The sequence below is a fragment of the Vibrio sp. V08_P9A1T1 genome (genome assembly GCF_963874405.1).
GTDB classification, from domain to species: Bacteria; Pseudomonadota; Gammaproteobacteria; order Enterobacterales; family Vibrionaceae; genus Vibrio; species Vibrio anguillarum.
The window spans coordinates 1-25,135 of sequence record NZ_CAWNIB010000233.1; the positions used below are offsets into that span (position 1 = coordinate 1).

Genomic DNA, 25,135 nt, shown 5'->3' on the forward strand with positions numbered 1-25,135 from the left:
AAATACCGCTTTATCAAACATGTAGCTACTAAGCTGTATTTGCACTTTTGCTGAACGTTGAGGGAGCTGAAAAGCATTAAAATAGCTATTGCCATCTGTAAAGTGGCCAATAGGGGCACTTTCATCAATATCAAACTCGATACTTTCATTGCTTTGTAGCTCAATCCAAGGAAAGTCAGCATAATTATTACAGCATACTTTTGCGTATGAGATAGCCTCAGTAGACGAAAGGTTTGAGGTAGATGGAACTGAACTACAGGCAGTCAAAGCTGCTCCGAGGATAAGGGTCATTAATGATTTTTTATTATTCATCGTTATTCTCTATCATTTACAAAGCAAAAAAGGCAGCCAATAGGCTGCCTTAAATCTTAGTTGAGTTAGAACCAGATTTCAGTGTGGACACCGATAACTGTTTCATTTTTGCCATCTTTGATGCCAATTTGTGATGCGCTTGCTTCATCATCAGCAGAAATATAGCTAATGTATGGTTTGATTTGTGGACGACCGAAGTAATCAGCATTGACTGTAAATGCAGCAGCTAATTCCACATTGAAAATATCGCTTTCTAGTGCCTCACCAGTACGACCCCAGTAACCTTCAGCTCCCTCTTCATGAGCATAAGAACCTGTCATTTCAAGACGTAGGTTATCATTCACTTTATACGATGGACGAACAGCAGCAATATAACGTTTCAAATCTTTAGCACCAAATAACTCATCCAGCGCACCAAAATAGGTAATTTCAGAGCCCATTTGCCAGTTTTCGGAAATATTCAGTACACCGTAAGAAGTCAAGAAAATAGACTCTTGCTTATCATCACCGCCTGACCAGCCACCAAAGTTAACACCACGGTTTTGCGCAACACCTTTACCATATGCAATAGCAGATTGAGCCCAACCATCCAAGCCGTAATAGCTAGAATTTAACGTGATTGATGCGCCAAAACCATCATCTGATTTACTGTCTTTGTTCGCTTGTTCCATGTATTTAAAATCAAAGTCTAAGCTACCAAAACCAACATCGACACCGTAGTAGTACAGATCGTAAGATGAAAGCGTTGTGCGTTCAGGGTTTGTCGTTGCTGCACCTGCATCAGGATCGGCAACCACCACCGCAAATCCTGCAGTATTGCCAGCAAGCTTAGTTTGAACACCAGCACCTACGCCAGAAGATTGTTTCCAAAATTCACCAGAAAGAATACCAGCAGCACGGTTTAGGAAACGTTGACCAGCCCATATAGATGTGTCTTCTCCTAAGTAGGATAAACCACCGATTTCAACAAAAGTTTCTTTCACTTCAAATTGTGCAGTGTCATTGGCTTTTTGACTACCAGATGAAGAATAAGCGTACGAGTTACCATTACCGTATTCAGAACGAACAGTGAAATTTGACCAAACACCATTTTCATGTTCTGTGTGTTTCTTAATTACAAACTCAACCTGATTGGTGCTTTTTCCATGAGTACCCGCTGTTTTGTAATCTGGTTTACCAAACTCTGTATCAACAGTTTCACCATCAACCATGCGGAAATTCATTGAAGCATACCCATGAACTTCCCATCCGTCTTTTAGTACATCTGTTTCTGCAGCAAAAGCAGAACCTGCTGCTAGAGTAGCAGCCACTGCGGCAGCAATTACACTTACTTTTTTCATTCTTAACTCCATTAAGGACGATTTATATTTATGGAAAATTTTAACTACGGACAGCATTTAAAACTTTCACTCTTCTCCTATTGGAACCTGCAAGGCAGTTGACAGATAGACGCTAAAAGAAGAGGTAAGACGGGACTAAGTCCCCAGTTGTTTCAACGGTGATAAGGTTACTAAAGGCGTAATAGGCTTGCTTCCTCCACCTCAAAGTAATTTGGGGGGGAGGAGAAAGGATGAGTAATTTTATAGTATGGCGTTTTTAAAGCACGGATCACGGATTTCAGGGGGAGGAGATCAGTTAATGGTTATAAAATAGAATACAAAATGCCTTATTGATCACTATTTAGGGCCAATAACATCATTAAAATGAAATAAAATTACATTCAAATTTTATTCATTGGGCGCTTGACCTAATATCAACAAAGCTTTTTACTTAAAGCGATGACGTGCAGCAAAATAACAATTAAAGATGCCCATATGAAATGTACTATTTCTAGCCCTTACCCACTCGGTGCAACCCTTGACAACACAGGTTGCAATTTTGCTATTCATGCTCCAGCAAATAAACAGCTTCTACTCGCTCTGTTTGATCAACAGGGAAGTTTCACCACCCACGAGTTAGAGAATGAATATGCGGGCGTGAAGTACACTCATGTGCCAAACATTAAAGCAGGGCAAAAATACGGTTACCTCATTTTAAATGGTGACGAGCCACACTATATTTCCGACCCCTACGCGAAGGCGATAGATAAAAACTTAGGCTATAAAACACCATTTAGTTCAAAAAAGAGTTTCGAGCTGCCTAAGTGTGTCGTGGTCGACGATCAATTCGATTGGCAATCAACTAAAAAGCCACACATACCTCGCGATAAGACTATTTTATTTGAGACTCATGTCAAAGGGGTGACCAAACTCAATCCACGTGTGCCTAAAGCAGAACAAGGTACTTATTTAGGCTTAATCAGTGAGGAGATGCTGGAGTTTTATCGCAAGCAAAACATCAACACACTACAGTTACTGCCCATCGCGGCTTGTATGCATGAGCCACATCTATTGGATATGGGCAAAGTCAACTATTGGGGATATAACCCCTATCTGTTTATGGTGCCAGATCCACGTTATGCGCAAAAAGATGCGGTAACGGAACTGAAAACGGCTATCAGAGAACTGCATCGTCACGGAATTGAAGTGATACTGGATGTGGTTTATAACCACTCAGCAGAGGGGGGCGAAGATGGGCCTATTTTCAATTTAAAAGCACTCGACCCTAAATATTATCTAAAACACGGCCAACATTACGCGAATTTTACCGGTTGTGGTAACACCATTGATCTCTCTTATCAACCCGCCCTTAACCTAGTCATGGACACGCTGCGCTACTGGGTTAGCGAATACCAAATCGATGGTTTTCGTTTTGATTTGGCCGCAACGCTTGGAAGAAATGGCGATAATTTCAGCCCCGATGCTGCGTTCTTTAAAGCGGTGGCGCAAGATCCAACGTTAAAACGAGTTAAATTGATTGCAGAGCCTTGGGATATTGGTCCAAACGGTTACCAAGTAGGCAATTTTCCTTTCGGTTGGAATGAATGTAACGACAAATTACGTGATATCACACGCAGCTTCTGGCGCGGCGATCAAGGCTATTTAAAAGAGTTCGCCACACGCTTAATGGGCTCGCGCGACTTGTACAGTGCCGCCAACTGGCCCTACAAACTGACCGTCAATTACATCACTTATCATGATGGCTTCACCATGCAAGATTTGGTGTCATACAAGCATAAGCACAATGAAGCGAATGGTGAACAAAACCGAGATGGTCACGGTGACAATCGCTCCGACAACTATGGCGTCGAAGGCGAAACAGAGAACATGGTGATAAAAGCAACTCGCGAAAAGCAAAAACGCAATATGATGGCGAGCTTACTTTTTGCTTTTGGCATTCCTCATATTCTCACCGCGGATGTGCTTTCTCATACTCAGCAAGGTAATAACAACGCTTATTGCCAAGACAATGAGATCAGTTGGCTTGACTGGAACATGACCGAACGCAAAAGCTACTTCAAACATTGGTTGAGTCAAATGGTGGCGGCAAGACACCTTTATATGGTGCCCTTTATTCGTGCTTTTAGTGGTGAGGAACGTAATGCCAACCGCGTATTCTGGCGACGCGTGGATGGCACACTGATGGAACATGATGATTGGAACCGCTTAAGTTCTGTGGCATTGCAGATGGGCATTGGATCGGATGGGGCTGAAATGCTCTATTTGATCAACCAAACCAATGCACCAGCTCGTTTTACTCTACCTAAAGATCGTAACCAAAACTGGGAAGTGATATGCGATACCAATTTACGTAACGTACAACCCGGCCATGCAGAAGGTGAGTTGTTACAGTCGCCTATATCAATGACAATTTTGCACTATCAACCTGAAGTATAAAATCAAGTGCTGCACATCATTACCGATAAGCAAAGAGATTACCAATAAACAAAGAGGCCCAATTGGCCTCTTTCTCTTCTCTAATTTTTGCTTTCAGAACATTACAAGAATGCTTTGAAAGGCAGCTCTGGTTCATCGACAAAAATGTCTTTAAAGCCTCTGAAATGCTGGTAATGCATACGTCCTTTGTCGGTTGGGTAAGTGTATTTACCACCCACTTGCCAAAAGAATGGCGCAAAGCCGTATTGCAGACGATCTTTTTTCATTTGCCACAATACTTCAATTTCACGCGGGTCATTTTGGAAGTTAGCCCAAATATCGTGATGGAATGGGATCACCACTTCACAATCTAACGCCTCGCCTGCGCGCAAAATATCAGATGCAGTCAGCTTATCTGTGATGCCTCGTGGGTTTTCACCGTATGAGAGCAGCGCCACATCAATCTTGTAGTCATTACCATGCTTGGCATAGTAGTTCGAATAATGCGAATCACCTGAATGGTAGATTGAGCCACCGGAGGTTTCCAATAAGTAGTTGACCGCGCGATCATCCATACCATCAAGAATCCCCTTATCATAAGATGAAACACCTTTAGGCAGCGTAATCAACGCAGTGCGATCAAAAGAGTCCAGCACTCGGATACTGATATCGCCGACTTCAATGCAATCACCCACTTTCGCCACAATGCAGCGCTCACTCGGTACTCCCCAGCCTTGCCACAGGTCAACGCAAGCTTGTGGCCCAATAAATTTCACATGCTCACCACAGTTTTGCAGCACAGCTGCTGCGACATTAATATCGATATGATCAGCGTGATCATGCGTCGCCAGCACCGCATCAATCTCTTTGATGCCAAATGGGTCCAACACAAAAGGAGACGTTCTTAAGTTGGGTTGCAGTTCACGCACGCCCCCCATACGCATCATCTGATGCTGTTGATTCATCAAGGCATTCTTTTGCGTTTTCTTACCCGTCCCACACCAAAAATCGATCGAAAGATTGGTATTACCGGCACTTTTTAGCCAAATGCCTGTACAACCAAGCCACCACATAGCAAAGGTGTTGGCTTCCACTTCGGTCTTTTCTATCTCTTCATTCAGCCAAGTCCCCCACTCAGGAAACGTACTGAGAACCCATGAATCGCGTGTGATTTCATCAATTTTACTCATAGCAACACCTTTTATTTCACGATCAGTTAGACAAATTTTGGATGTAGGGAGCCAAGCGTCTTAACCAAAGGTGAAGACACTGAGCCTGTGTTTATTATTAGAATGTGTAGAGCGAAGTGCTTTCTATACCAGAATCACTTCTGTCCCCTGCTGTTGTAGCGCTTGGATAACTTGCGGATCGGCGGCTTTGCCAGTGATAACAATATCAACCTTGCTGGCGGGGCAAAATAGCATGCCCGTACGCTGCCCAACTTTAGAACTATCCACTACCACCACTAACTTACCGATTTGCTCTAGCATCTGTTGCTCGGCAACGGCGGTGAGCATATCGGTTTTGTATAGGCCATTTTCCGTCAGCCCTTTGCCACTGGTGAACATCCAATGTCCGGCGTAACCGCCTAACGAATCAGGGGCGGGGTTGAGGAAAATGTTTTGTGCTTTGTTGTACTGCCCACCAATGATGATTACATCGTCGTGATCTTCATTGATAAGGTAACTGGCCAGTGGAAAATAGTTAGTCACGATTTGAACATCTTGGCCACACAACTCTTTACCGAGCAAGAAGGCGGTCGAACCACAGTTAATTACCACACTGTCACCTGGGTTGCAGAGCTTAGCCGCAGCCATGGCAATCTGTGATTTTTCATGGAAATGATCCGTACTGTCGATGTTTAACGGCGTCCACGCTCGCTTTCTAATCTCTAAACGTTCAGCACCATTACGAACTTTCTTCAGCTTACCTAGCTCATCTAACTTAGAAATATCGCGGCGGGCCGTTGCTGGTGACACGTTAAATTTCTCAATAATATGCGTGACGTTGATGGTGCGCATATTGTCTAGCAAAGACAGTATCTCGTTATGTCTTTGTACTTCGTTCATGGTTATCACCTTATCTTTTCATCAAGTGATTACTTGGTGATTATTTATGATTTGTTTTGATTCTATTTCTCATCCATCACAATGTCAAACACTGGACGAACAAAACTTCCCTTTCGCTCACAATAAAACATAACTAATTGATTTTATTTGAAATAAAATTTTAACTGTGACTTGAGTATCAAATAATGTCTCCATTTGGCGAAGAAATTGATAAAAATCAAAATAATCACAAATGAGCATTGAATGATTACTTTTGATTGGTAAAGTCTATTTCGTGAGCAAAACAGGATTGAAATCGGCATCACCTTGCTGATTCACTCTGACCTACACCCAGCTTCGAGTAAGACGGGAATACACATAACGATAAATAGAGAATCAAGGGGTAAAGATATGCAGTTCATCTACGATATCTTCTACATTTTTTATAGCCAAGTAATGACTAAAGCACCTTTGCTGCTGGGCTTAGTCACCCTTATCGGTTACTGGTTATTAAGAAGAGATACCACCACCATCATTAAAGGGTCGATCAAAACCATCGTCGGCTTTATGTTGGTACAGGTGGGTGCAGGGACCTTAGTGGCAGGCTTTAAGCCTGTGATTGAGAAATTATCGGAATATCATGGTTTAACTGGCTCGGTTATCGACCCGTACACCTCAATGATGGCCACCATGGAAATCATGGGGGATGATTATTCTTGGGTTGGTTATACCGTACTACTGGCACTGGCGATCAACATTTTGCTCGTTTTGCTGCGCCGCTACACAGGCATTCGCACCATCATGCTAACGGGGCATATTATGTTCCAACAGGCAGGGTTAATTGCGGTGTTCTACCTTGTGCTGGGCGCAAGCATGTGGGAAACCATCCTTTATTCGGCTGTTTTGATGGCGCTCTACTGGTCTATCTCCTCCAACATTATGTTCAAACCCACCGAAGCCGTCACGGGTGGAGCCGGTTTCTCCATCGGCCACCAGCAACAAGTCGCGTCTTGGATTGCGGTTAAGATTGCCCCCAAATTGGGCGACAAAAACGAGAGTGTCGACCACCTTGAGCTGCCTAAATGGTTGCACATTTTCCACGACAGTATTGCCGCAACCGCGATTGTGATGACGCTATTTTTCGGCATTATTTTGCTCTCATTTGGTTTAGACAACCTGCAAGCAATGGCGGGAAAAACCCATTGGTCTATCTACATTCTGGAAACTGGCCTTAAATTTGCGGTAGCGATTCAAGTTATCGTAGCGGGTGTGCGTATGTTCGTTGCCGAACTGTCTGAAGCCTTTAAAGGTATCTCAGAGCGCGTCATTCCTAACGCGGTTTTAGCCATTGACTGCGCCGCTATCTACGCGTTCTCACCTAACGCCATGGTGTTTGGTTTTATGTGGGGCGCGATTGGTCAATTTACGGCGGTGCTGGCCATGCTCGCTTTTGATGCACCGATCATGATCATTCCCGGCTTTATCCCGATGTTCTTCTCCAACGCGACCATTGGTGTTTTTGCCAACCACTTTGGCGGCTGGCGCGCGGTCATGAAGATCTGTTTTGTGATGGGTATCATCGAAGTCGTTGGCTCCGCATGGGCCATTCACATCTTCAACCAATACGGCACCGAATTCAGTGGCTGGATGGGCATGGCCGACTGGGCGTTAGTCTTCCCGCCAATCATGCAAGGCTTATCCGTCTCAAAACTGTTCTTCTTTGTGCTGATTGCATTGGCTGGTGTGTACATGTTCTTCGCCTCTAAAAAACTGCGTGAAGAGGAAGATGCACAAGGTTTGGTGAACATCAGTGACGATCCAGAAGTCATCGCCGCCGTCGAACAAGCACTGAAAGTCAGTGATGGCGTGCGCCCGGTCAGCATTTTAGCCGTGTGTGGCAATGGGCAAGGCTCCTCAATGATGATGAAGATGAAAATCGGTAAGTATCTGGAGAAAAAAGGCATTCCACACGTGATGGATTCCTGCGCAGTGTCTGATTATAAATCTAAGCTCGCCACCACCGACATCATCGTCTCATCAAAACATCTCTCTGGTGAGATGGAGCCCGGAGAAGGCAAGTTTGTGCTCGGCGTACAAAACATGCTGAATCCGAACTCTTTTGGTGATGAGCTGCTCGATATCATCGATAAAAACTTTGTCACTTTGAAATAGCTATTTACTACAAAACGATAAGTACAAAAACGATAGGTACAAAAACAATAGGTGCCAGACGCACTGGCACCCACTCTGGAGATAGAACCATGGGACTGAAACAATCACTGATCGACAATGATTCCATCCAATTAAATGCACAGGCGAGCACTTGGCAAGAGGCGATCAAAATCGGTACGGATAGGCTGATCAAATCAGGAGCCATCCACCCCTGCTATCACGATGCCATCATCAGCAGCGTTGAACAATTAGGCCCGTATATCGTCATCGCGCCGAATCTTGCCCTGCCTCATGCTCGTCCTGAAAATGGCGTGATCAGAACCGCCTTTGCTTTAGTGACGCTACAAACGCCTATCTATTTTGACGGCGAAGATGAACCAGTCGATGTGCTGATCACCTTGGCTGGTAGCTCGTCTGATCAGCATATGGAAGGATTAATGGAAGTAACCCAAGTGCTGGATGATGAAGAGAGCGAGACTGGCGTTGATCTCGATAAACTGCGCCGTTGTCGTACCGCGCAGGACGTTTACCAAGTAATTGATGAAGCGTTAGCGGCACAATTGGTCGAGTGAGGATGTCATGTATAGCGAACTAAAACAGCGAGTATTTGCGGCAAATCTTAAGCTTCCCCAATACAGTTTAGTCACTTTCACTTGGGGCAATGTATCAGAAATAGACCGCGAGAAGGGCGTCATCGCCATCAAACCTTCCGGCGTAGAATACGATGTGATGAAAGTCGATGACATGGTGATCGTTGATCTTAGCGGCGCGATTGTGGAAGGCACACTTAATCCATCCAGTGATACCGCCACTCACCTCGAACTCTATAAAGCTTATCCAGAGATCGGCGGCGTGGTACACACCCATTCGCGCAGTGCCACTATTTGGGCGCAAGCGGGCATCGACATTCCGGCTTTAGGGACCACTCACGCCGATTATTTTTACGGTGACATCCCCTGCACACGCAAACTTTCTTGCGATGAAATCGCTGGCCAATATGAGAAAAATACCGGCCTTGTGATCATCGAAGAGTTCAAACATCGTCGCATTGATCCGATGGCAGTGCCAAGCGTGATTGTCGCCGGGCATGCTCCTTTCTCTTGGGGCAAAGATGCTAACGATGCGGTTCATAACGCCGTCGTCTTGGAGGAGATTTCCGCCATGGCGCTGGCGACTCGTTCACTCAACAGTGGCATCAAGATTCAACCGGAATTATCCGATAAACACTATCAACGTAAGCATGGTGATAACGCTTACTACGGTCAAAGGTAGCGGCTATGTATAAAGTTCTCGCGCTCGACCTTGATGGCACGGTGTTGACTGATGAACACACCATTCATCCTCAGCTAAAGCGAGCGATTCAACAGGCGCAGCAACACTGCCACGTGGTGATCGTGACTGGCCGTCACCACACTGCGGCTAAACCCTATTATCAAGAATTGGGGCTCACAACCCCCATCATCTGCTGTAACGGCACTTATGTGTATGACTACCAAAATGAAAAAGTGCTCAAGCACAATGCCATCACCAAGCACGATGCATTGACCTTTCTCGCTTTAGCTAAAGAGTTTCAAATGAAACTGGTGATGTATGTGACCGACGCGATGACCTATTCCAAGCGTAGCCCAATCGCCTACATGCAAGCGTTGGAAAAATGGGCCAGCCAGTACCCACCAACAGCACAGCCCAAAATCGAGCAAATTGACTCGTTTCGTCACCGCGTCGAGCAAGAAACGTTTATTTGGAAATTTGTGGTTGAAGGGCTACCGAGTTCCGTTGAACGCCTTGCCCAACAAGCTTGGGTACAAGAGACATTCAACGGTGAGCGTTCATGGTCGAATCGCGTCGACTTCGCTGCCAAAGGTAACAGTAAAGGTCAGCGCTTGGCTGAATATGTGCAATCACTTGGCTACCACGCTAATCACGTGTTGGCTGTCGGCGATAACCATAACGACATTTCAATGCTCGACTACGCTGGGCTCGGTGTGGCGATGCTCAATGCCGACGATACGGTGAAATCCCACGCCAAACTGATTTGTACAACCGATAACAATCACGACGGGCTCGCCCGTTTGATCCGTGACAAAATTCAAGGATAACTCTCATGACTAAACCAATGATCCAAATCGCTCTCGACCAAACTGACCTTATTTCTGCCATCGAAGTGGCAAAAAACGTAGCAAGCTTTGTGGATGTCATCGAAGTGGGCACCATCCTCGCCTTTGCTGAAGGCATGAAAGCCGTCAAAACGTTACGCCATAATCACCCTGACCATATTCTAGTGTGCGATATGAAAACCACCGATGGCGGTGCTATTTTGGCGCGGATGGCATTTGAAGCTGGCGCAGATTGGATCACCGTTTCTGCCGCAGCGCATATCGCCACCATCAGCGCGTGTAAGAAAGTCGCCGATGAACTGGATGGCGAAATCCAAATCGAAATTTACGGCAACTGGACCTTTGCTGATGCACAAGCGTGGATTGACCTTGGCATCACTCAAGCCATTTATCACCGTTCAAGAGATGCCGAACTGGCCGGTATTGGTTGGACAAGCGAAGATGTTGAGAAGATGCGAACTCTATCCGATATGGGGCTTGAGCTTTCCATCACAGGTGGCATCGTGCCAGATGATCTCTATTTATTTGAAGGCATTAAGGCCAAAACGTTCATTGCGGGGCGTGCATTGGTCGGTGAAAAAGGTCGCGTCACTGCCGAAGCACTGCGCAGTCAAATCGATCGTTTTTGGTGCTAGGAGGCCGTATGTATCAACATTTACCACGCCAACGTATCGGGTTGTATGAAAAAGCACTCCCCAATCATTTCAGTTGGGAAGAAAAGCTCGCCACAACAAAAGAGCTGGGGTTTGATTTTTTAGAGATATCCGTCGATGAGTCGGATGAACGTCGTCAACGCTTAGACTGGGATGATGCAACCATCTATCAGCTACGAAGATGGTGTGAGCAATACCAAATCCCGCTACAATCGATGTGCCTAAGTGCACACCGCAAGTTTCCTTTTGGCTCGTCAGACCCCGCCATTAGAGAGCAAGCCATTCTGCACATGGAGAAAGCGATTACCTTAGCTTACAAACTGGGCATTCGCACCATCCAACTCGCAGGCTATGATGTCTATTACGAACCCGCTAATAAAGAAACTCATCAACGTTTCATTGAAGGCATGCAGCTTGCCGCCAAATTGGCCGAGCGTGCTGGCGTGATGCTGGCAGTGGAAATCATGGATACCAGCTATCTTAATTCACTGAGCAAGTTCGAAATACTAAAGCGGGAAGTACCCTCCCCCTATTTTATGGCGTATCCAGATGTAGGCAACATTTCAGGTTGGAACTACGATGTGTGTACTGAATTGGCACTTGGTATGCCACACATTACTCAGATCCACCTTAAAGATACCCATTGCGTCACCTCTAGTTCCACGGGCCAATTTCGAGACTTGGTGATTGGTGAAGGAGAAGTCAATTTCGATGCTATTTCCCAAACGCTGAAAGAGGCAAACTGTGTTGTGCCGATGGTGATCGAAATGTGGGCGCAAGATGAACATTGGAAACACAATATTCGTGTTGCGCAGCATCGGCTAAATCAAGCTTGTGATGCTGCTGATTCGCCTCGTTTATTCAACCTATAGCTCATTTATTCAACCTATAAATTGTGCTCGGGTGCATCTTTTATGCATCCTTCATCCTCATATTGGATAATGCCGCGCCCTCTCCCCCGTGAGCGCGGTAGCTTTTCTTGGCAAATATTGACATCACCAACACAATCGCGCAGAGTTGCTTTTTGATAACGCCCCGATGCATAACACTCTGAGAACCAATGAAATTACTTCACTTACAACTCTTCTGGTATGAAAAGCATCACACCCTTTTAGAAATGGAAGCGCTCCCTACGCTCACCCCAACCCAAGAGCAAGCGCTGGCAGAATGGGTTAAGTGTCGACGCAAAATATTAAGCTTTGAAGCTCACCAACATACTTGGGTAAAAGTGAATGTAGACGGTTTTTCTTCCGCTTTGCATTTAAAGCCTAATGGCACGTTGGTCGAGCGAGATCTGTTTGGTGAAAAAACGCTACAAGGATTATGGAAAGTCATCGACGGTTTCTTATTTATCAAAGTGATCAGCGGTGAATTTATTGTCGAATATCAGATTGTTGGCAATAACGAACACAACATTCACTGCGGTATTGAGTACATCAACGGCCGAGTCAGTACCTACAGCAAATTTATTCAAACCAAATAAGCTTTGTGACCCACGGGAAAAAATGAGATGTATGTTGAACAAGATATCAACAACCTTGTGAATCCATCGGCAAACTGTGGCACACTCGACATAAATGCAGACTCGGTTCATCACGGTTTATGGAAGAGTACTTAAAACGAATCAAGCAGCTTGAAGAGCAAGTTGAGCATCTCAAAAAAGAAAACAGCTCTCTTGAAGAAAAACTGAATGCAACGCTAGAAGGCACTGGTCTTTGTCTTTGGGAACAACACATTCCTAGCGGAACCCTTAAAATATTCAATAGAGAATGGGGTGATATGCTTGGCTATCAATCACACGAGCTAGACGCCACCGTCGACATTTGGAAAAGCAAGCTCCACCCCGATGATTATGACTTAGCCGTGGGCGCTTTTGAGGACCATTTGAATGGCAAGGCTGACACCTATCAGGTCATACACAGGATGATCCGCAAAGATGGAGGTCAAAGCTGGGTGTCGGATCGCGGCCGAATCGTTGAATATGATGAGAATGGAAAGCCGCTGCGCATGATGGGCACCCACACGGATATTACCAATGAAAAACATTATGAATTAGAACTCTCCAAACTCGCCGCGCAAGATCCATTAACCAACCTATTAAATCGAAAAGCGCTAGAAACTAAGTTTGACGAGATGAATGATCTTGTCGAACACCCTGCGGCACTAATTTTTATCGATTTGGATGACTTTAAAACCGTCAATGATCATCTTGGGCACCAAGCTGGGGATTTCGTGCTACTCCAAGTTTCTCAATGGCTTCAAGAAAATGCGCCTCAACCATCATCGATTGCTCGTTTGGGCGGCGATGAGTTTGTCCTATTGTGCATCAACCAAAGCACAGAAACGTTAAAGCAGTTTATCGACAGTTTGCTCACCAAAGCCTATTCACCACTAAAATTAAGCCATGGAGAAGTGCAAATTGGCTTTAGTATTGGTGTTTGCCAATTCACAACCTCAACGCATACTTTTGAAACCTTATATGAATTGGCCGACCAAGCAATGTATCAGGTGAAGAAAAATGGCAAAAATGGCGTTGAGTACATCAATCTTAGCCAATAGAAGGCAAAAACACTTCCCCTAACATACATCTCACCGAACCACCGCCAATATCCTCAATGGTCTTCACATTACACGGCAGTAACTTACCGTGACTGGCCAGCTGCGCACGCTGCGCCGGCGAAAAGGCATCAAACGCCGATTGCGACATAGCGATCACTTTATCCCCTGCCGCCGTTTCTAATTGTAAAATGTTGCCGCAGAAACAGTTCATCTGCTCAAGTGAAATTGAGATGATCTGTTTATCTTTGGCCAGTGATTTAACCACAAAACGGCGTTCAAACTCCGGGATCACTTCATCGCAAATCACGCAGAATGCTTCACCAACCGCCATCATCACATTGGTGTGATAAACCGGTTGGCCTGAAGGCAACGCCGTTTGAAAAGAGACCACGCGATCATAACCGATACGTTTAGCGTACTCCTCTAGCACTTCACGGTCGCAGCGCTGTGACAACGCCGAATAGATGGTTCGATTAAGGTGATCCATCACCATCACACCGGTGCTTTCAAGATAAGCCTGCTGGTCTTGATACGCGAGCAACGAATCTTGCGCCAATACCTTACGGCCTGACAAAGTAAGAGCTTCAACCAACGCTTGTGGGCGCACTTCTTGCTGTCGATTTTTACAAGCCATCGGAAAGGTAAACAAAGTTCCCTCTGGCGTAGTGCTAAACCAGTTATTGGGAAAGACGGCATCTGGCGTTTCCACTTCAGATAATGGGTAATCAAACTCCACTACTTGTACGCCTTCGAGACGCAGTGTCTCAACCATACTTTGATATTCGGCCATGGCTTGGATGCGAACTTGTTCGGTACTCAATGCAACTTGGTGTTGAAATTCATTATCTTGTGCCGTTTGAGCGTTAAATTTGAACTCTTTTGGCGGCACCATTACGACACAATTGGCATTTTGCACCGTATTCACGGCTGGCTGTGTGATCACTTGTTCCTGCAACATCATAGAAACTTTCCCTTCTACTCACTTTAGGCCAATTGTAAGCATAATGTTAAAACAACATTGACTGAATTTTGGGTTATTTCATCGAATAACTCCTATTAATTACTGAGAAAACTATTTTTTACATTAAAAATTACGGCAAATTCCCCATCACACCTAAAAATATTCACCCTTATTCAAAAAATATTCACAGTAAAAACTCACTTAAAAGTAACGCAACTCGTTTATGGTTCTCTTATCGTCGATAACGATATTTAATCACTTTTTCACCCGATGGGCGTTACTGACCATTCGAGCCGATGCTTGCTGCATTGACCACAGTATTAATCAGGCGCCGTTTTCTAGAGCCAAGCGCGAAAAGTAATCCGCCACTTATGTTGTGATTTCGTTATACTTCTGTTCGGCTTACTCCATCATTTGCTCCCCTTATAGGAGTTCAACGTTAGATTCTCGCGTTCTAGGCTTTTGGTCTCTCATACTTTAGCGAGAATTGGCATAAGGATTTTCGATGTATAAAAAATTTGAAAGCTTTACCCAAGCCTTTCCCAAAGAGGAACCCAAACAGCCTCCTGCGACCTTATGGGCCTTTTGTCGTTACTACACGCGCGGCTTTGAAAAACCACTCATTTTAATGGCGTTAATCAGCACGTTAATTGCCGTTGTTGAAGTATCACTGTTCGGTTTTATGGGCCAACTGGTGGATTGGCTCTCATCCAGTAACCCAGAGACTTTCCTAACTGAGAACCGAGACACCTTGATCGGTTTATCTATTTTGGTACTCGTGATCATGCCACTTTTGATTGGCATCTATTCACTGTTGATCCACCAAACTATGCTCGGCAATTATCCCATGTCGATCCGTTGGTTAGCGCACCGTTATCTGCTCAAGCAAAGCCTCTCTTTTTACCAAGATGACTTTGCGGGAAGAATTGCCACTAAAGTGATGCAAACGGCGTTATCCATCCGCGAAACAGTGATGAAGACCTTGGATGTGTTTGTCTATGTGTCAGTCTATTTCACTGCGATTGTGGTGATGTTGGCGCAAGCAGACTGGCGTTTAATGGTGCCGATGCTCGTCTGGCTCGCGGCCTACATTTGCATTCAACTTCACTTTGTACCACAGCTTAAAAAAGTGGCATCAGAACAAGCCGATGCTCGCTCAACCATGACGGGGCGCATTGTCGATAGCTACACCAATATTGCCACGGTCAAGTTGTTCTCACACACCCGCCGAGAAACCGACTATGCCGAACAAGGCATGGAGAGCTTTTTAGACACGGTTCACCGCCAAATGCGTTTAGTGACTGGTTTTAACTTGTGCGTTGAACTCGCCAACTATATTTTGGTGTTCGTGATTGCGGCGACTTCGATTTATCTATGGATGCAGAGTGCCATCAGTATTGGTGCAATCGCGATTGCGATCAGCCTTTCATTGCGCATTAATGGCATGTCGAAATGGATCATGTGGGAAGTCGGTGCACTCTTTGAAAACATGGGCACAGTCGTGGATGGCATGAAAACCCTCTCGAAACCGATCACCATTGAAGATAAACCCAACGCAAAACCGTTGCAGGTTGCACAAGGTGGCATCGAATTTGATGACGTGAGTTTCCACTATGGCGAGAATAAAGGCGTTATTAACCATTTAAACCTGACCATTAAACCGGGTGAAAAAGTGGGCTTAGTAGGGCGTTCTGGCGCTGGAAAATCGACTTTAGTCAATTTACTGCTTCGTTTTCATGATGTTGAAGGTGGGCAAATTCGCATCGATGGGCAAGCGATCAATGAGGTCACCCAAGATTCATTGCGCAGCAAAATTGGTATGGTGACGCAAGATACTTCACTGCTGCATCGCTCTATCCGCGATAACATTTTGTATGGCAACCCTGATGCAAGTGGAGAACAACTGCTGCAAGCCACCCGACAGGCACACGCACATGAGTTTATCGAAACACTCACCGACCCATTTGGTAACCTAGGCTATGATGCGCAAGTGGGCGAGCGCGGCGTAAAACTGTCTGGCGGCCAGCGCCAGCGAATTGCTATTTCCCGCGTGCTGTTAAAGGATGCGCCACTGTTGGTACTCGACGAAGCCACATCCGCACTCGACTCCGAAGTGGAAGCGGCAATTCAAGAGAGCTTAAATGAGCTGATGCAAGGCAAAACCGTGATTGCCATTGCTCACCGTTTATCAACTATTGCCGCAATGGACAGGTTGATTGTACTCGATAAAGGTAACGTCGTTGAGCAAGGCACACACCAAGAGTTGATCGCTCAAAACGGCATTTATGCACACCTATGGGCGCACCAAACGGGTGGCTTTATCGGTTGCGACGACGTTGAGATTGCTTAATGGTTTATCAACGGAGTTTGCGCTCCGTTGATGCTTCCACAATTCACTCTTTTTCCTTAGAATTCGCCCATTCCCTTTATTTAACTAGATTTGGATTATGAACAAGAGCTTACTCACTAATATCATTGCGCTAGCGCTCCTTGCTGCGGGCTATCAACTGGATAACACTATTGCGCTGTATGCGGGCTTATTTGCCTTTTCTGGCGCAATCACCAACTGGCTTGCGATTCACATGCTGTTTGAAAAAGTGCCAGGACTCTATGGCTCGGGTGTGATACCTGCTCGCTTTGAAGAGTTCAAAACCGCAATCAAGAGCCTGATGATGGAGCAATTTTTCACCCAGTCCAATATTGACCGCTTCCTCAGTAAAGAGATGACGGGCAGTAAAACGTTGGATCTTGAGCCTGTGATTGCCAAAGTTGACTTCAACCCAACCTTTGATTCTTTGGTCGAAGTGATTGCAAACTCTCCATTTGGCGGCATGCTGGCGATGTTTGGTGGAACCGACGCGCTACAACCACTCAAGCAACCGTTTGTCGAAAAAATGCAGCAATCTATGATTGATATCAGCCAAAGCGATAACGTTAAACAAGCGCTCAAAGAGCAGTTAGAAGCTCCTGAGATGATTGAAGAGATCACCGCTAACATCGAAAACATCATCGATCAACGTCTCAATGAACTCACGCCTAAATTGGTGAAAGAGATGGTACAGAAGATGATTAAACAGCACCTTGGCTGGTTGGTTGTTTGGGGGGGAGTATTCGGTGGTTTGATTGGTGTGGCTTCCTCCTTCTTTGCCTGATTGCCGTTACTTATGTGATTGTAAAATGTGATTACAAAAAAGCCAGCACGTTTAAATGTGCTGGCTTTTTTATGATGACTCGTGACCCGTTAACAGAGATGAAGACGCGTTAATAGTGGTTTTAATTTAGGGTGATCTAAGGGGTACACTTTGGGTATCACAAGGTAAATCATGCTGACAAACAGCAAGGAACCGTATAAATCAACCGGACGATGCATCCCTAACCATAAGCGGCTAAAGGCGACCCCACAGGCCCAAAGCAGTAGACCCGCCGCAAAAATATAGCGCTTTTGTTCAATAAACAGGCCACCAAAGAAAGCCAGACAAATAGCAGCGAAGATCGTATGGCCAGAAGGAAATGAATAGTCCTTTTCACCCTGCCAATGACGTAAACGCCAGTCACTGACTTGGGTTGCGATGTCGGTCATCACACTTTCTTTTTGTAATTCACTCAATTTATAAAAATGCGCAGGGTTTGGGATAAGTAACTCATACGTCATTAATTCGGTGTATGGACGAGGGCTCTCTGTCAGATGTTTTAAACCCGTTTTGGCAGCCATACCAATCACCAATAACAAGCCAATTTGAATAATGCGGTTAAGCAGTTCAATGCGGGAAGTCGCTGTCCGTGTTGCCAAAAAAGCCAACAAAGCAAAGGTAAAGCCAAAACCTTGCCAACCAGCCGAATCGGTTAAATAGGTAAAAAATGCACCGACGCCCTCGCTCACTGGCGTGGTCAAATCAATCGAAGACCCAACCAATGAGATGGGAACTAACAGCAACGAGAACAAGGCTAAGAGTACTAAGCCCGATTTTTTCATTTGGATTTGCTTTTTCACGCTCAATAGACACCGCTGGATTATTGAAGATCAGCATAATAACGGACGACACGCAAAGAACGTATCAAGCAATTGTCAATTTGAGGGAAAATAATCGCCCCGATCTCACCCTTTTTACTTATTTTCCTGACACAAAGAATTCATACATAACGTGTAGGAAAGGCAAACCAGACCATGTCCTGCCTAACCGAAACAACGTCTTCTTTCGTGCAAGATAGGAGGCGCCAAGACCGTGAATGGATGATGGCAACAGCGTTGACCGACAGCAGGAATGTTAAAAAGGGAGCCGCAGCTCCCTTCAGAGGAAAATGATCAGGGCTTATGCGCCAATCACCCCGCCGTCTTCACGAGTGATCATCATAATTGTCGAACGCGGCTTGGTGGTTCCGCCGTATGGGAAATGCGATGGCGCTTCATCTTCCCCAGGGTGTTGAACGCCAACAAACATGGTTTTTTGATCCGGTGAAAAAGTTAACCCTGTTATTTCACAAGCAATCGGCCCAGTTAGGAAACGTTTCACTTCACCAGTAATTGGATCCCCGCACAACATTTGGTTGTTGCCTTGCCCAGCAAAATCCCCTTTGTTGGAATAGTTGCCATCGGTTTGAATCCACAAGCGACCCGCTTTGTCAAAGCCGATACCATCAGGGCTGTTGAACATGTTGTCTGCTGAGATATTGTCGCTGCCCGCATAGAGATCGCCTTTATGTACCGTTGGGTTGCCCGCAATCAAGTACAGATCCCATGCAAACACAGTGCTAGTGTGATCCTCATTGGCTGGCATCCAGCGCAGAATCTGGCCATAGTTATTCTTAGCGCGAGGGTTAGGACCACCAACAGGTTGCCCCTCTTTACCTCGGTTTTTATTGTTGGTCAGTGTACAGAACACGTGCTTATTATCAGGGTGAATCGCAACCCATTCAGGACGATCCATTGTCGTAGCACCCACTTGAGTCGCTGCGCGGCGAGCAAAAATCATCACTTCTGCTTGGTCCTTAAAGCCATTTTCTGGCGTTAAACCATTTTTACCAAAGGTCAGTTCAAGCCATTTTCCCGAGCCTTTCAGCTCTTTCTCATTCATATCAAACTTAGCGACAAAGAGGGTTCCTTCTTCTAATAAATTGCGATTCGCCGCATCGTTACCAGCTTGGTAGCGATTTTTTGAAACGAATTTGTATAGATGTTCACCGCGTTCATCATCCCCCAGATAGACCACAGCATGGCCATCTTTGTTGAGAGTAAGCGCCGCATTTTCATGTTTGAAACGGCCTAACGCCGTTCGTTTAAGTGGCGTCGATGTTGGATCGTTCGGATCAATTTCCACCACCCAACCAAAGCGGTTTGGCTCATTGGGGTTTTTCGCAACGTCAAAACGCTCATCATGTTGGTGCCATTGATAATCACTGGGTTTGGCTTCAATACCATAACGCTTATGATCAGCCGTTAACTTCACGCCATCTTGGTTACTACCAAAGAAATCATCAAAGTTCTCCTCACACGTTAAGTATGTCCCCCACGGCGTTTGACCATTCGCACAATTGTTAAAAGTTCCTAGTGGATTTAAGCCCTTAGGATCAGTGGCGGTTTTCATTAGCGTATGGCCTGCAGCTGGCCCAGTGAGCAGCATTGGTGTGTTTGCCGTGATACGACGGTTACGCTTCCCTGCGCGGTCAACCGTCCATTGGCCATTTTTGTGCATCACTTCAACGACGGTAACGCCGACCGCAGCTTGCGCTTTACGCACATCATCTGCTGTCATCGATTTACCTTTGTGATCAAACAAGTATTCGTAGTTGGTGTATTCATTATTAATCGCAAGTACACCGCGATCATCCGAAATTGGGAAGAAGCTCATGCCATCAGTGTTATCACCAAATTGAAGCTCTTGTGCTCGTGAATCTTGTTTACCACTTTGGTCAAACTCAGGAGCATCAACAGAAATGGGGTCACCCCATGAAATCAACGGAGTCGCTTTATACCCTTTAGGAACAACGATGGCATCTGCCGTTGAGACAGGAATGGCTTCAAAGTTGAGCAGTGAAGAGCTCGACTTTGCCGCCACAGCCTTAGCAACTGGATTTAAAGATAAAAACGCGCCTGCACTGACTGCCGCACTACCCGCCATAAAACGACGACGAGAGAGTCTCGCTTCGATCATTTCACTAAATTGAGACTCTTGCTCTTCACGCTTCCACATGTTTGCTCCTTGACTTTACTTGTCTTGTTATTGGATTTTGCAAGCAGCTTAGCGGTCTATCGTGACAAATAAGTTAAATTTACATTGCTTAACGGTGACAGTGAGTTAAAAAATAAAATCTATGCGTTAGCTAAATAAGCCATTCAGCACAGCTGGGTCACCACAAGTATCACTCCAAATCGATATTTTCTAACCGACCTCGTCGAGAAAACAATACAACCGGCACCGCCATCAAGCTTGTCAATTGTCAAAACGGATAGTTTTTTGTTTTGTTTTGTTTTGTTTGGCAAGAGATGAATATTCATTTGATCATGCGCTCAAATCACACCTATTTTTTTACAGTTTTCTATTCTTAAACTAGGCTCAAAGTGCATATGGATGAATATGAACATCTAAGATCACTACATACCTTATACACAACGCAAAATACCTAACTCGACTGGAGTCTGTTATGAAATATTTTATTTGCCTGATCGCTTGTTTCTCCTTTTCCTCCTTTGCTAATGAGTTTGAAGGGGCGCTAAAAAACTTCATTGATACCAAGGTGGCTGAAATCATTGCTAATCCCGTTTTAATCCAAGCCATTAATGCTCAAAACGCTCAACACGCTAACCTAACTCAAATGCAAATTGATCAACTCGACAAGGATTGGCGTAGCCAAGTGGGCCAAACCGATGCTCCACTGATCAACAAACTGCTCTCTTCCCCCGCATCTTCTGAACTTAAATCGATTCAACAAGCTAGCAACGGGCTAATTACGGAGATCTTTGCTATGGATAACAAAGGGCTGAATGTCGCCCAAAGCGAGATTACTTCTGACTACTGGCAAGGAGATGAGGAAAAGTGGCAAGACACCTACCTTAAAGGTCCAAGCGCATATCTAATTGGTGAGATAGAAGAAGATGAGTCGACCCAAATGTTTCAGTCACAGATAAGCCACAGCGTGGTTGACCCTAGCTCAGGGAAAGTGATTGGTGCCATCACCATCGGCGTTAACGTAGAAGCTCTTTAACTCATTGATCAGGATTACTCTATATGAGACTTAGTATTAGTCGGTTGGTAGTGGCAAGTGCGTCGCTACTTAGCGTTGTATCGCTGATTGCTATTTCCTATGCTCTATGGTCGAAAAGTGCCACAGTGATGTACTCGCTGAGCGCTCAAACTTATCAACAAATGGCGGCTTCTCTAGCTGAAAACGTCGCCACTTCGGTGCGCTTTAACAAAGTAGAGAGCTTGGAAGAGCGGGTTAAAGTCGCTGTCGATAGCAGCAATAAAGAACTCAAACATATAGCGGTTTTCCTTGCAGATGGATCTTTATTCTATCAATTAAATGAGAAGTCCGTATCTCCTAGCGGAGTCAATATAAAAAATGCGCTGACCCAAGCATCAACCAACGCCATCATTATTGAACAAAGCACACAACACGTGATCATCATCAACCCATTAACGTCGGGCAAGGAAGCAAAATTGGTGGGTTACTTAGTCACTCAGTGGCAATTTGACAAGGTCAATGCCATTTCCAAGGAACTGGGGCTATGGGCCATTTCAATTGGCATAACCTTCGTGTTGATTACTTTTATTGGCTTGTTTTTTATTTTGAGGAGCGCTCTACTGCATCCTTTAAATCAGCTGAAAAACTTATGTGAATCATTGGCTTCTGGTCGGTGCGACCTCAAGCAACGAATTCCATTTAACAAAGATAACGAGTTAGGTGACCTTGCCACAGCAATCAATATGTTCATTGAAAAAGTGGAACATACCTTCCACCCTATTGAACAAAACATCTGCGATGTCACTGATGTTACGAAAGCTGTTGAACGACAAGTGAAGCAGCTAGAACACAATATCAATGGTCAGCAGCGGGAAATTGCGCAATCAGTACAAATTGGTGAAGGTGCTCGGCAAAGTATTGCGTCAGTCACCGAGAATATCAATACTGCGTCGCTGTCTTTACAACAAGCCGTTATTTCTGGGCAAGAAAGTCAGCAACAACTTAAACATGCGTTAAGTGAAAATAAAAACCTAGCAGAAAAGTCACAAGTAACAGCAAAAACCGCTGAGAGCCTAAATGCCCAAGTTGAAAAAGTCACCGATATCTTACAGATCATCCGTACGATCGCTGATCAAACAAACCTGCTTGCGCTCAATGCGGCCATTGAAGCGGCTCGCGCGGGTGAGAATGGTCGCGGGTTCGCCGTCGTGGCAGACGAAGTGCGTAACCTAGCGGAAAAAACATCCTCTTCAACCAACCAAGTGGAAGAGATCCTTACCGTGCTTAGTAACTTTTCGAAAGACTTGATCGGCTACATGGGTGAAAGTGTCAATGCATCAATGAGTTGCGTTGAAGCTATTGAAAGTAGTAACGAGTTAGTCAGCCAAGCGATCAAGGATGTTAATCAAGCGAATAACGCCAACCACTTAGCGGTCAATTCATCTGATGAGCAACTGTCACATGTTGAAGATTTGCTAACGCAACTGAGCAATCTTAATCAACATTCACTCGAACTACTTAATGACAGCAAAGTGATGAGCGATTGTAGTAAAGAGCTCTTCCAGAAAGCACAAGCCACTTCATTATCACTCAGCAAGTTTAGCGCTCATTAACCTAATACTAAAAACCGAACAACACACTTAGCATACTTCAAATAGTTGAGTTCCATAAAACAAAAACCCCAGACAGCTGGGGGTTTTTGTTTGGTATATATGAGAATCAATATGTCACTACGCAGCGTGGATCACATCTGGCGATAAAGCACATAGCTCATCTAAAATTTCTTTGGTCTGCTTAGAATAAATCAATTTATCCTTCGCCCCCACCAGTTGGATAAGCTTTACCTTGCCCGAAAGCGCACATTGCCTTAACGTTCTTAGTACCATTTGGTTATCTAACGCGTTGTTCTCATCAACCCCCACTCCCGGAACTAAAGAGGCTAAATCAATCGTCACGATCAGTTGATCACAATGCTCTATGTAGTGACCTAATTGGCTTTTTAGTTGATTACGATGACGAAAACCACACTCATTCAGCGTTAACCAATCACAGCCTAAATCTTCTGCATACTCCCACACTTGGTTGGATTGATGCATTTCATCAATTCCAATACAAAATAGGCGCGTATTGTTATAGCGAGAGAGTGCAAAATGAAATGCAGAGCCAACTTGTAGGTCCAGCGTTTGTTTCAGCTCAAAATGATGTCCGATACTCACAATACCAACTTCGTCATTCTCAAAAGCCATAACTGGTAATGCATTGAGCAGCATTTCGTGACAATTCGCTAGTACGACGGGCACTGAGCTCAGTGCTAATTGATGGCTCAAGGTGTCTTGAAAACGGGTGGCATTTTTATCTTTGACGACTATATGTCCCGCATCAGAGTAACAAGGCGTGGATTGACGCTGATAGAGCCAATCTGATGCAAATTCAAGGCTCTGCTGAGCAAATTCAAACTCTACTTGAGACATTGGCTTTATCTGTTCACAGAGTGTCATGAACGTGAATGGATAAGCGGGTTGGCTCTGTGTACGACTCATACGGTAGCGTTTGAATAAACTTAGCATTATGAATTACCTTTCTGGTGGCAACGCTCTTGCTGCCTGTAATACATGTAAAATGATCCGCTGCTTGTTGGTTTCAACACGATGGGCTGGAGCCATCACTGAAATTGCGCCGATCAACTTACTCCCTTTCATTACGGGGGCACTAATTCCGGAAACGCCAGGATCAATTTCTGACGTGCTCACGGCGTACCCATTACGACGTATTTTTTCCAACTCTGTCTGCCATTTTTCCATTTGGTGGTCTTCACCAAAATAACGAAGAATTTTTTCACAGCGCGGAGCGGGTAAATACGCCAACATCACTTTAGATGAGGCACCTCGAAGCAGGGGTTGACTTTGACCCTGGACGAAGCTGCATCGAAGTGCCTGCATACTTTCTTTTTGGCTAACGCACAAGGCTCGGTATCCCACCGGAACCATGTATGCCGCCATTTCGCCTGTCTGTTTCTGTAATCGACTTAACACTGCATCGACTGCATCTAAATTGTGTTGACTCGTTTCATAACTGCGCATTAAAAGTAGAGCCGCCGAACCGATGATCAACGTTTTGTCGTGTGGGCTCTCTTCGATCAAGTTCCACTCTTTCAAAATCTTCAGATGTCGGTACAAACTACTCAGCGGAACTTGCAATTGTTCGCTCAAGGTTTTCGCTGATACTGGCTCTTCATTTACCGCCACTTGCATCAATAATTGCAGTGACTTTTCATTAACTTGGCTGGCCGATAATTTCGTTTCGTTCATGTTTTCTTTTTAGCCTCATTTATTCCACGCCTCAACTATGATTCTTATATATCGAGAATTTAAGATTAATA

21 protein-coding genes and 1 pseudogene are annotated in these 25,135 nt (G+C 45.0%); 13 read left to right on the plus strand and 9 right to left on the minus strand.

Annotated elements, in window-relative coordinates; genetic code table 11:
• Both AACT21_RS09400 and AACT21_RS09405 read right to left on the minus strand, forming a co-directional pair.
• Positions 1 to 312 (minus strand): annotated as a pseudogene (locus AACT21_RS09400) (MalM family protein); the annotation flags it as partial.
• 65 nt (positions 313 to 377) lie between these two features.
• Positions 378 to 1,652, minus strand: coding sequence for a carbohydrate porin (locus tag AACT21_RS09405; RefSeq protein WP_026028891.1), 1,275 nt, complete (start codon positions 1,650 to 1,652; stop codon positions 378 to 380).
• 438 nt (positions 1,653 to 2,090) lie between these two features.
• On the opposite strand from AACT21_RS09405, the gene glgX reads away from it, so the two are divergent.
• Complete coding sequence (gene glgX, locus AACT21_RS09410; protein WP_017048138.1) at positions 2,091 to 4,088, plus strand: glycogen debranching protein GlgX; 1,998 nt, start codon at positions 2,091 to 2,093, stop codon at positions 4,086 to 4,088.
• 101 nt (positions 4,089 to 4,189) lie between these two features.
• Here the strand turns inward: glgX and ulaG are convergent, their stop codons facing one another.
• Positions 4,190 to 5,257: an L-ascorbate 6-phosphate lactonase gene (gene ulaG / locus AACT21_RS09415; RefSeq protein WP_013868344.1), complete on the minus strand. Its 1,068-nt coding sequence runs from the start codon at positions 5,255 to 5,257 to the stop codon at positions 4,190 to 4,192.
• A gap of 123 nt (positions 5,258 to 5,380) precedes the next feature.
• The gene (gene ulaR / locus AACT21_RS09420) at positions 5,381 to 6,136 is read right to left on the minus strand and encodes an HTH-type transcriptional regulator UlaR (RefSeq protein WP_026027147.1); all 756 of its coding nucleotides are present in this window, start codon (positions 6,134 to 6,136) and stop codon (positions 5,381 to 5,383) included.
• A 390-nt stretch (positions 6,137 to 6,526) separates the two neighbouring features.
• On the opposite strand from ulaR, the gene AACT21_RS09425 reads away from it, so the two are divergent.
• The 8 genes from AACT21_RS09425 (at position 6,527) to AACT21_RS09460 (ending at position 13,616) form a co-directional block, all read left to right on the plus strand.
• On the plus strand, positions 6,527 to 8,287 hold the full coding sequence (locus tag AACT21_RS09425) for a PTS ascorbate-specific subunit IIBC (RefSeq protein ID WP_026028425.1): 1,761 nt from the start codon (positions 6,527 to 6,529) through the stop codon (positions 8,285 to 8,287).
• Positions 8,288 to 8,376: 89 nt separating this feature from the next.
• Entirely contained in the window at positions 8,377 to 8,859 is a 483-nt protein-coding gene (locus tag AACT21_RS09430; RefSeq protein ID WP_094164650.1) for a PTS sugar transporter subunit IIA, read from the plus strand.
• A gap of 7 nt (positions 8,860 to 8,866) precedes the next feature.
• Positions 8,867 to 9,559, plus strand: coding sequence for an L-ribulose-5-phosphate 4-epimerase (locus AACT21_RS09435; protein ID WP_094164651.1), 693 nt, complete (start codon positions 8,867 to 8,869; stop codon positions 9,557 to 9,559).
• A 5-nt stretch (positions 9,560 to 9,564) separates the two neighbouring features.
• Positions 9,565 to 10,386, plus strand: coding sequence for a pyridoxal phosphatase (locus tag AACT21_RS09440; RefSeq protein ID WP_064626588.1), 822 nt, complete (start codon positions 9,565 to 9,567; stop codon positions 10,384 to 10,386).
• 5 nt (positions 10,387 to 10,391) lie between these two features.
• A complete protein-coding gene (locus AACT21_RS09445; RefSeq protein ID WP_017049270.1) occupies positions 10,392 to 11,039 on the plus strand; it encodes a 3-keto-L-gulonate-6-phosphate decarboxylase UlaD in 648 nt (215 codons plus the stop codon).
• An 8-nt stretch (positions 11,040 to 11,047) separates the two neighbouring features.
• The gene (locus AACT21_RS09450) at positions 11,048 to 11,929 is read left to right on the plus strand and encodes an L-ribulose-5-phosphate 3-epimerase (protein WP_029189691.1); all 882 of its coding nucleotides are present in this window, start codon (positions 11,048 to 11,050) and stop codon (positions 11,927 to 11,929) included.
• A 188-nt stretch (positions 11,930 to 12,117) separates the two neighbouring features.
• The gene (locus tag AACT21_RS09455) at positions 12,118 to 12,540 is read left to right on the plus strand and encodes a hypothetical protein (RefSeq protein WP_094164652.1); all 423 of its coding nucleotides are present in this window, start codon (positions 12,118 to 12,120) and stop codon (positions 12,538 to 12,540) included.
• A gap of 119 nt (positions 12,541 to 12,659) precedes the next feature.
• Complete coding sequence (locus AACT21_RS09460; RefSeq protein ID WP_026028163.1) at positions 12,660 to 13,616, plus strand: diguanylate cyclase domain-containing protein; 957 nt, start codon at positions 12,660 to 12,662, stop codon at positions 13,614 to 13,616.
• Here AACT21_RS09460 and AACT21_RS09465 read toward each other — a convergent pair.
• Positions 13,606 to 14,577 carry an arginine deiminase-related protein gene (locus AACT21_RS09465; RefSeq protein ID WP_017045022.1) on the minus strand — a complete coding sequence of 324 codons (972 nt, stop codon included), beginning with the start codon at positions 14,575 to 14,577 and terminating at the stop codon, positions 13,606 to 13,608. The two genes, AACT21_RS09460 and AACT21_RS09465, sit on opposite strands and share 11 nt — an antisense overlap.
• Before the next feature lie 505 nt (positions 14,578 to 15,082).
• On the opposite strand from AACT21_RS09465, the gene AACT21_RS09470 reads away from it, so the two are divergent.
• A complete protein-coding gene (locus AACT21_RS09470) occupies positions 15,083 to 16,927 on the plus strand; it encodes an ABC transporter ATP-binding protein (RefSeq protein WP_094164653.1) in 1,845 nt (614 codons plus the stop codon).
• A gap of 97 nt (positions 16,928 to 17,024) precedes the next feature.
• Positions 17,025 to 17,729, plus strand: coding sequence for a hypothetical protein (locus AACT21_RS09475; protein ID WP_017042891.1), 705 nt, complete (start codon positions 17,025 to 17,027; stop codon positions 17,727 to 17,729).
• An 89-nt stretch (positions 17,730 to 17,818) separates the two neighbouring features.
• On the opposite strand, the gene AACT21_RS09480 is transcribed toward AACT21_RS09475, so the two are convergent.
• Together AACT21_RS09480 and AACT21_RS09485 are read right to left on the minus strand one after the other, a co-directional pair.
• A complete protein-coding gene (locus AACT21_RS09480; protein WP_094126670.1) occupies positions 17,819 to 18,574 on the minus strand; it encodes a phosphatase PAP2 family protein in 756 nt (251 codons plus the stop codon).
• Positions 18,575 to 18,887: 313 nt separating this feature from the next.
• Positions 18,888 to 20,765 carry a PhoX family protein gene (locus AACT21_RS09485; protein ID WP_094164654.1) on the minus strand — a complete coding sequence of 626 codons (1,878 nt, stop codon included), beginning with the start codon at positions 20,763 to 20,765 and terminating at the stop codon, positions 18,888 to 18,890.
• Between the two features lie 451 nt (positions 20,766 to 21,216).
• On the opposite strand from AACT21_RS09485, the gene AACT21_RS09490 reads away from it, so the two are divergent.
• Together AACT21_RS09490 and AACT21_RS09495 are read left to right on the plus strand one after the other, a co-directional pair.
• Positions 21,217 to 21,777, plus strand: a complete 561-nt coding sequence (locus AACT21_RS09490; RefSeq protein ID WP_047688797.1) for a hypothetical protein — start codon at positions 21,217 to 21,219, stop codon at positions 21,775 to 21,777.
• A 23-nt stretch (positions 21,778 to 21,800) separates the two neighbouring features.
• Positions 21,801 to 23,369 carry a methyl-accepting chemotaxis protein gene (locus AACT21_RS09495; protein WP_176429500.1) on the plus strand — a complete coding sequence of 523 codons (1,569 nt, stop codon included), beginning with the start codon at positions 21,801 to 21,803 and terminating at the stop codon, positions 23,367 to 23,369.
• A gap of 117 nt (positions 23,370 to 23,486) precedes the next feature.
• On the opposite strand, the gene AACT21_RS09500 is transcribed toward AACT21_RS09495, so the two are convergent.
• Positions 23,487 to 24,323, minus strand: coding sequence for an arginase family protein (locus tag AACT21_RS09500; protein WP_013868324.1), 837 nt, complete (start codon positions 24,321 to 24,323; stop codon positions 23,487 to 23,489).
• A 6-nt stretch (positions 24,324 to 24,329) separates the two neighbouring features.
• On the minus strand, positions 24,330 to 25,064 hold the full coding sequence (locus AACT21_RS09505; RefSeq protein WP_010316838.1) for an IclR family transcriptional regulator: 735 nt from the start codon (positions 25,062 to 25,064) through the stop codon (positions 24,330 to 24,332).
• Positions 25,065 to 25,135: the final 71 nt, after the last annotated feature.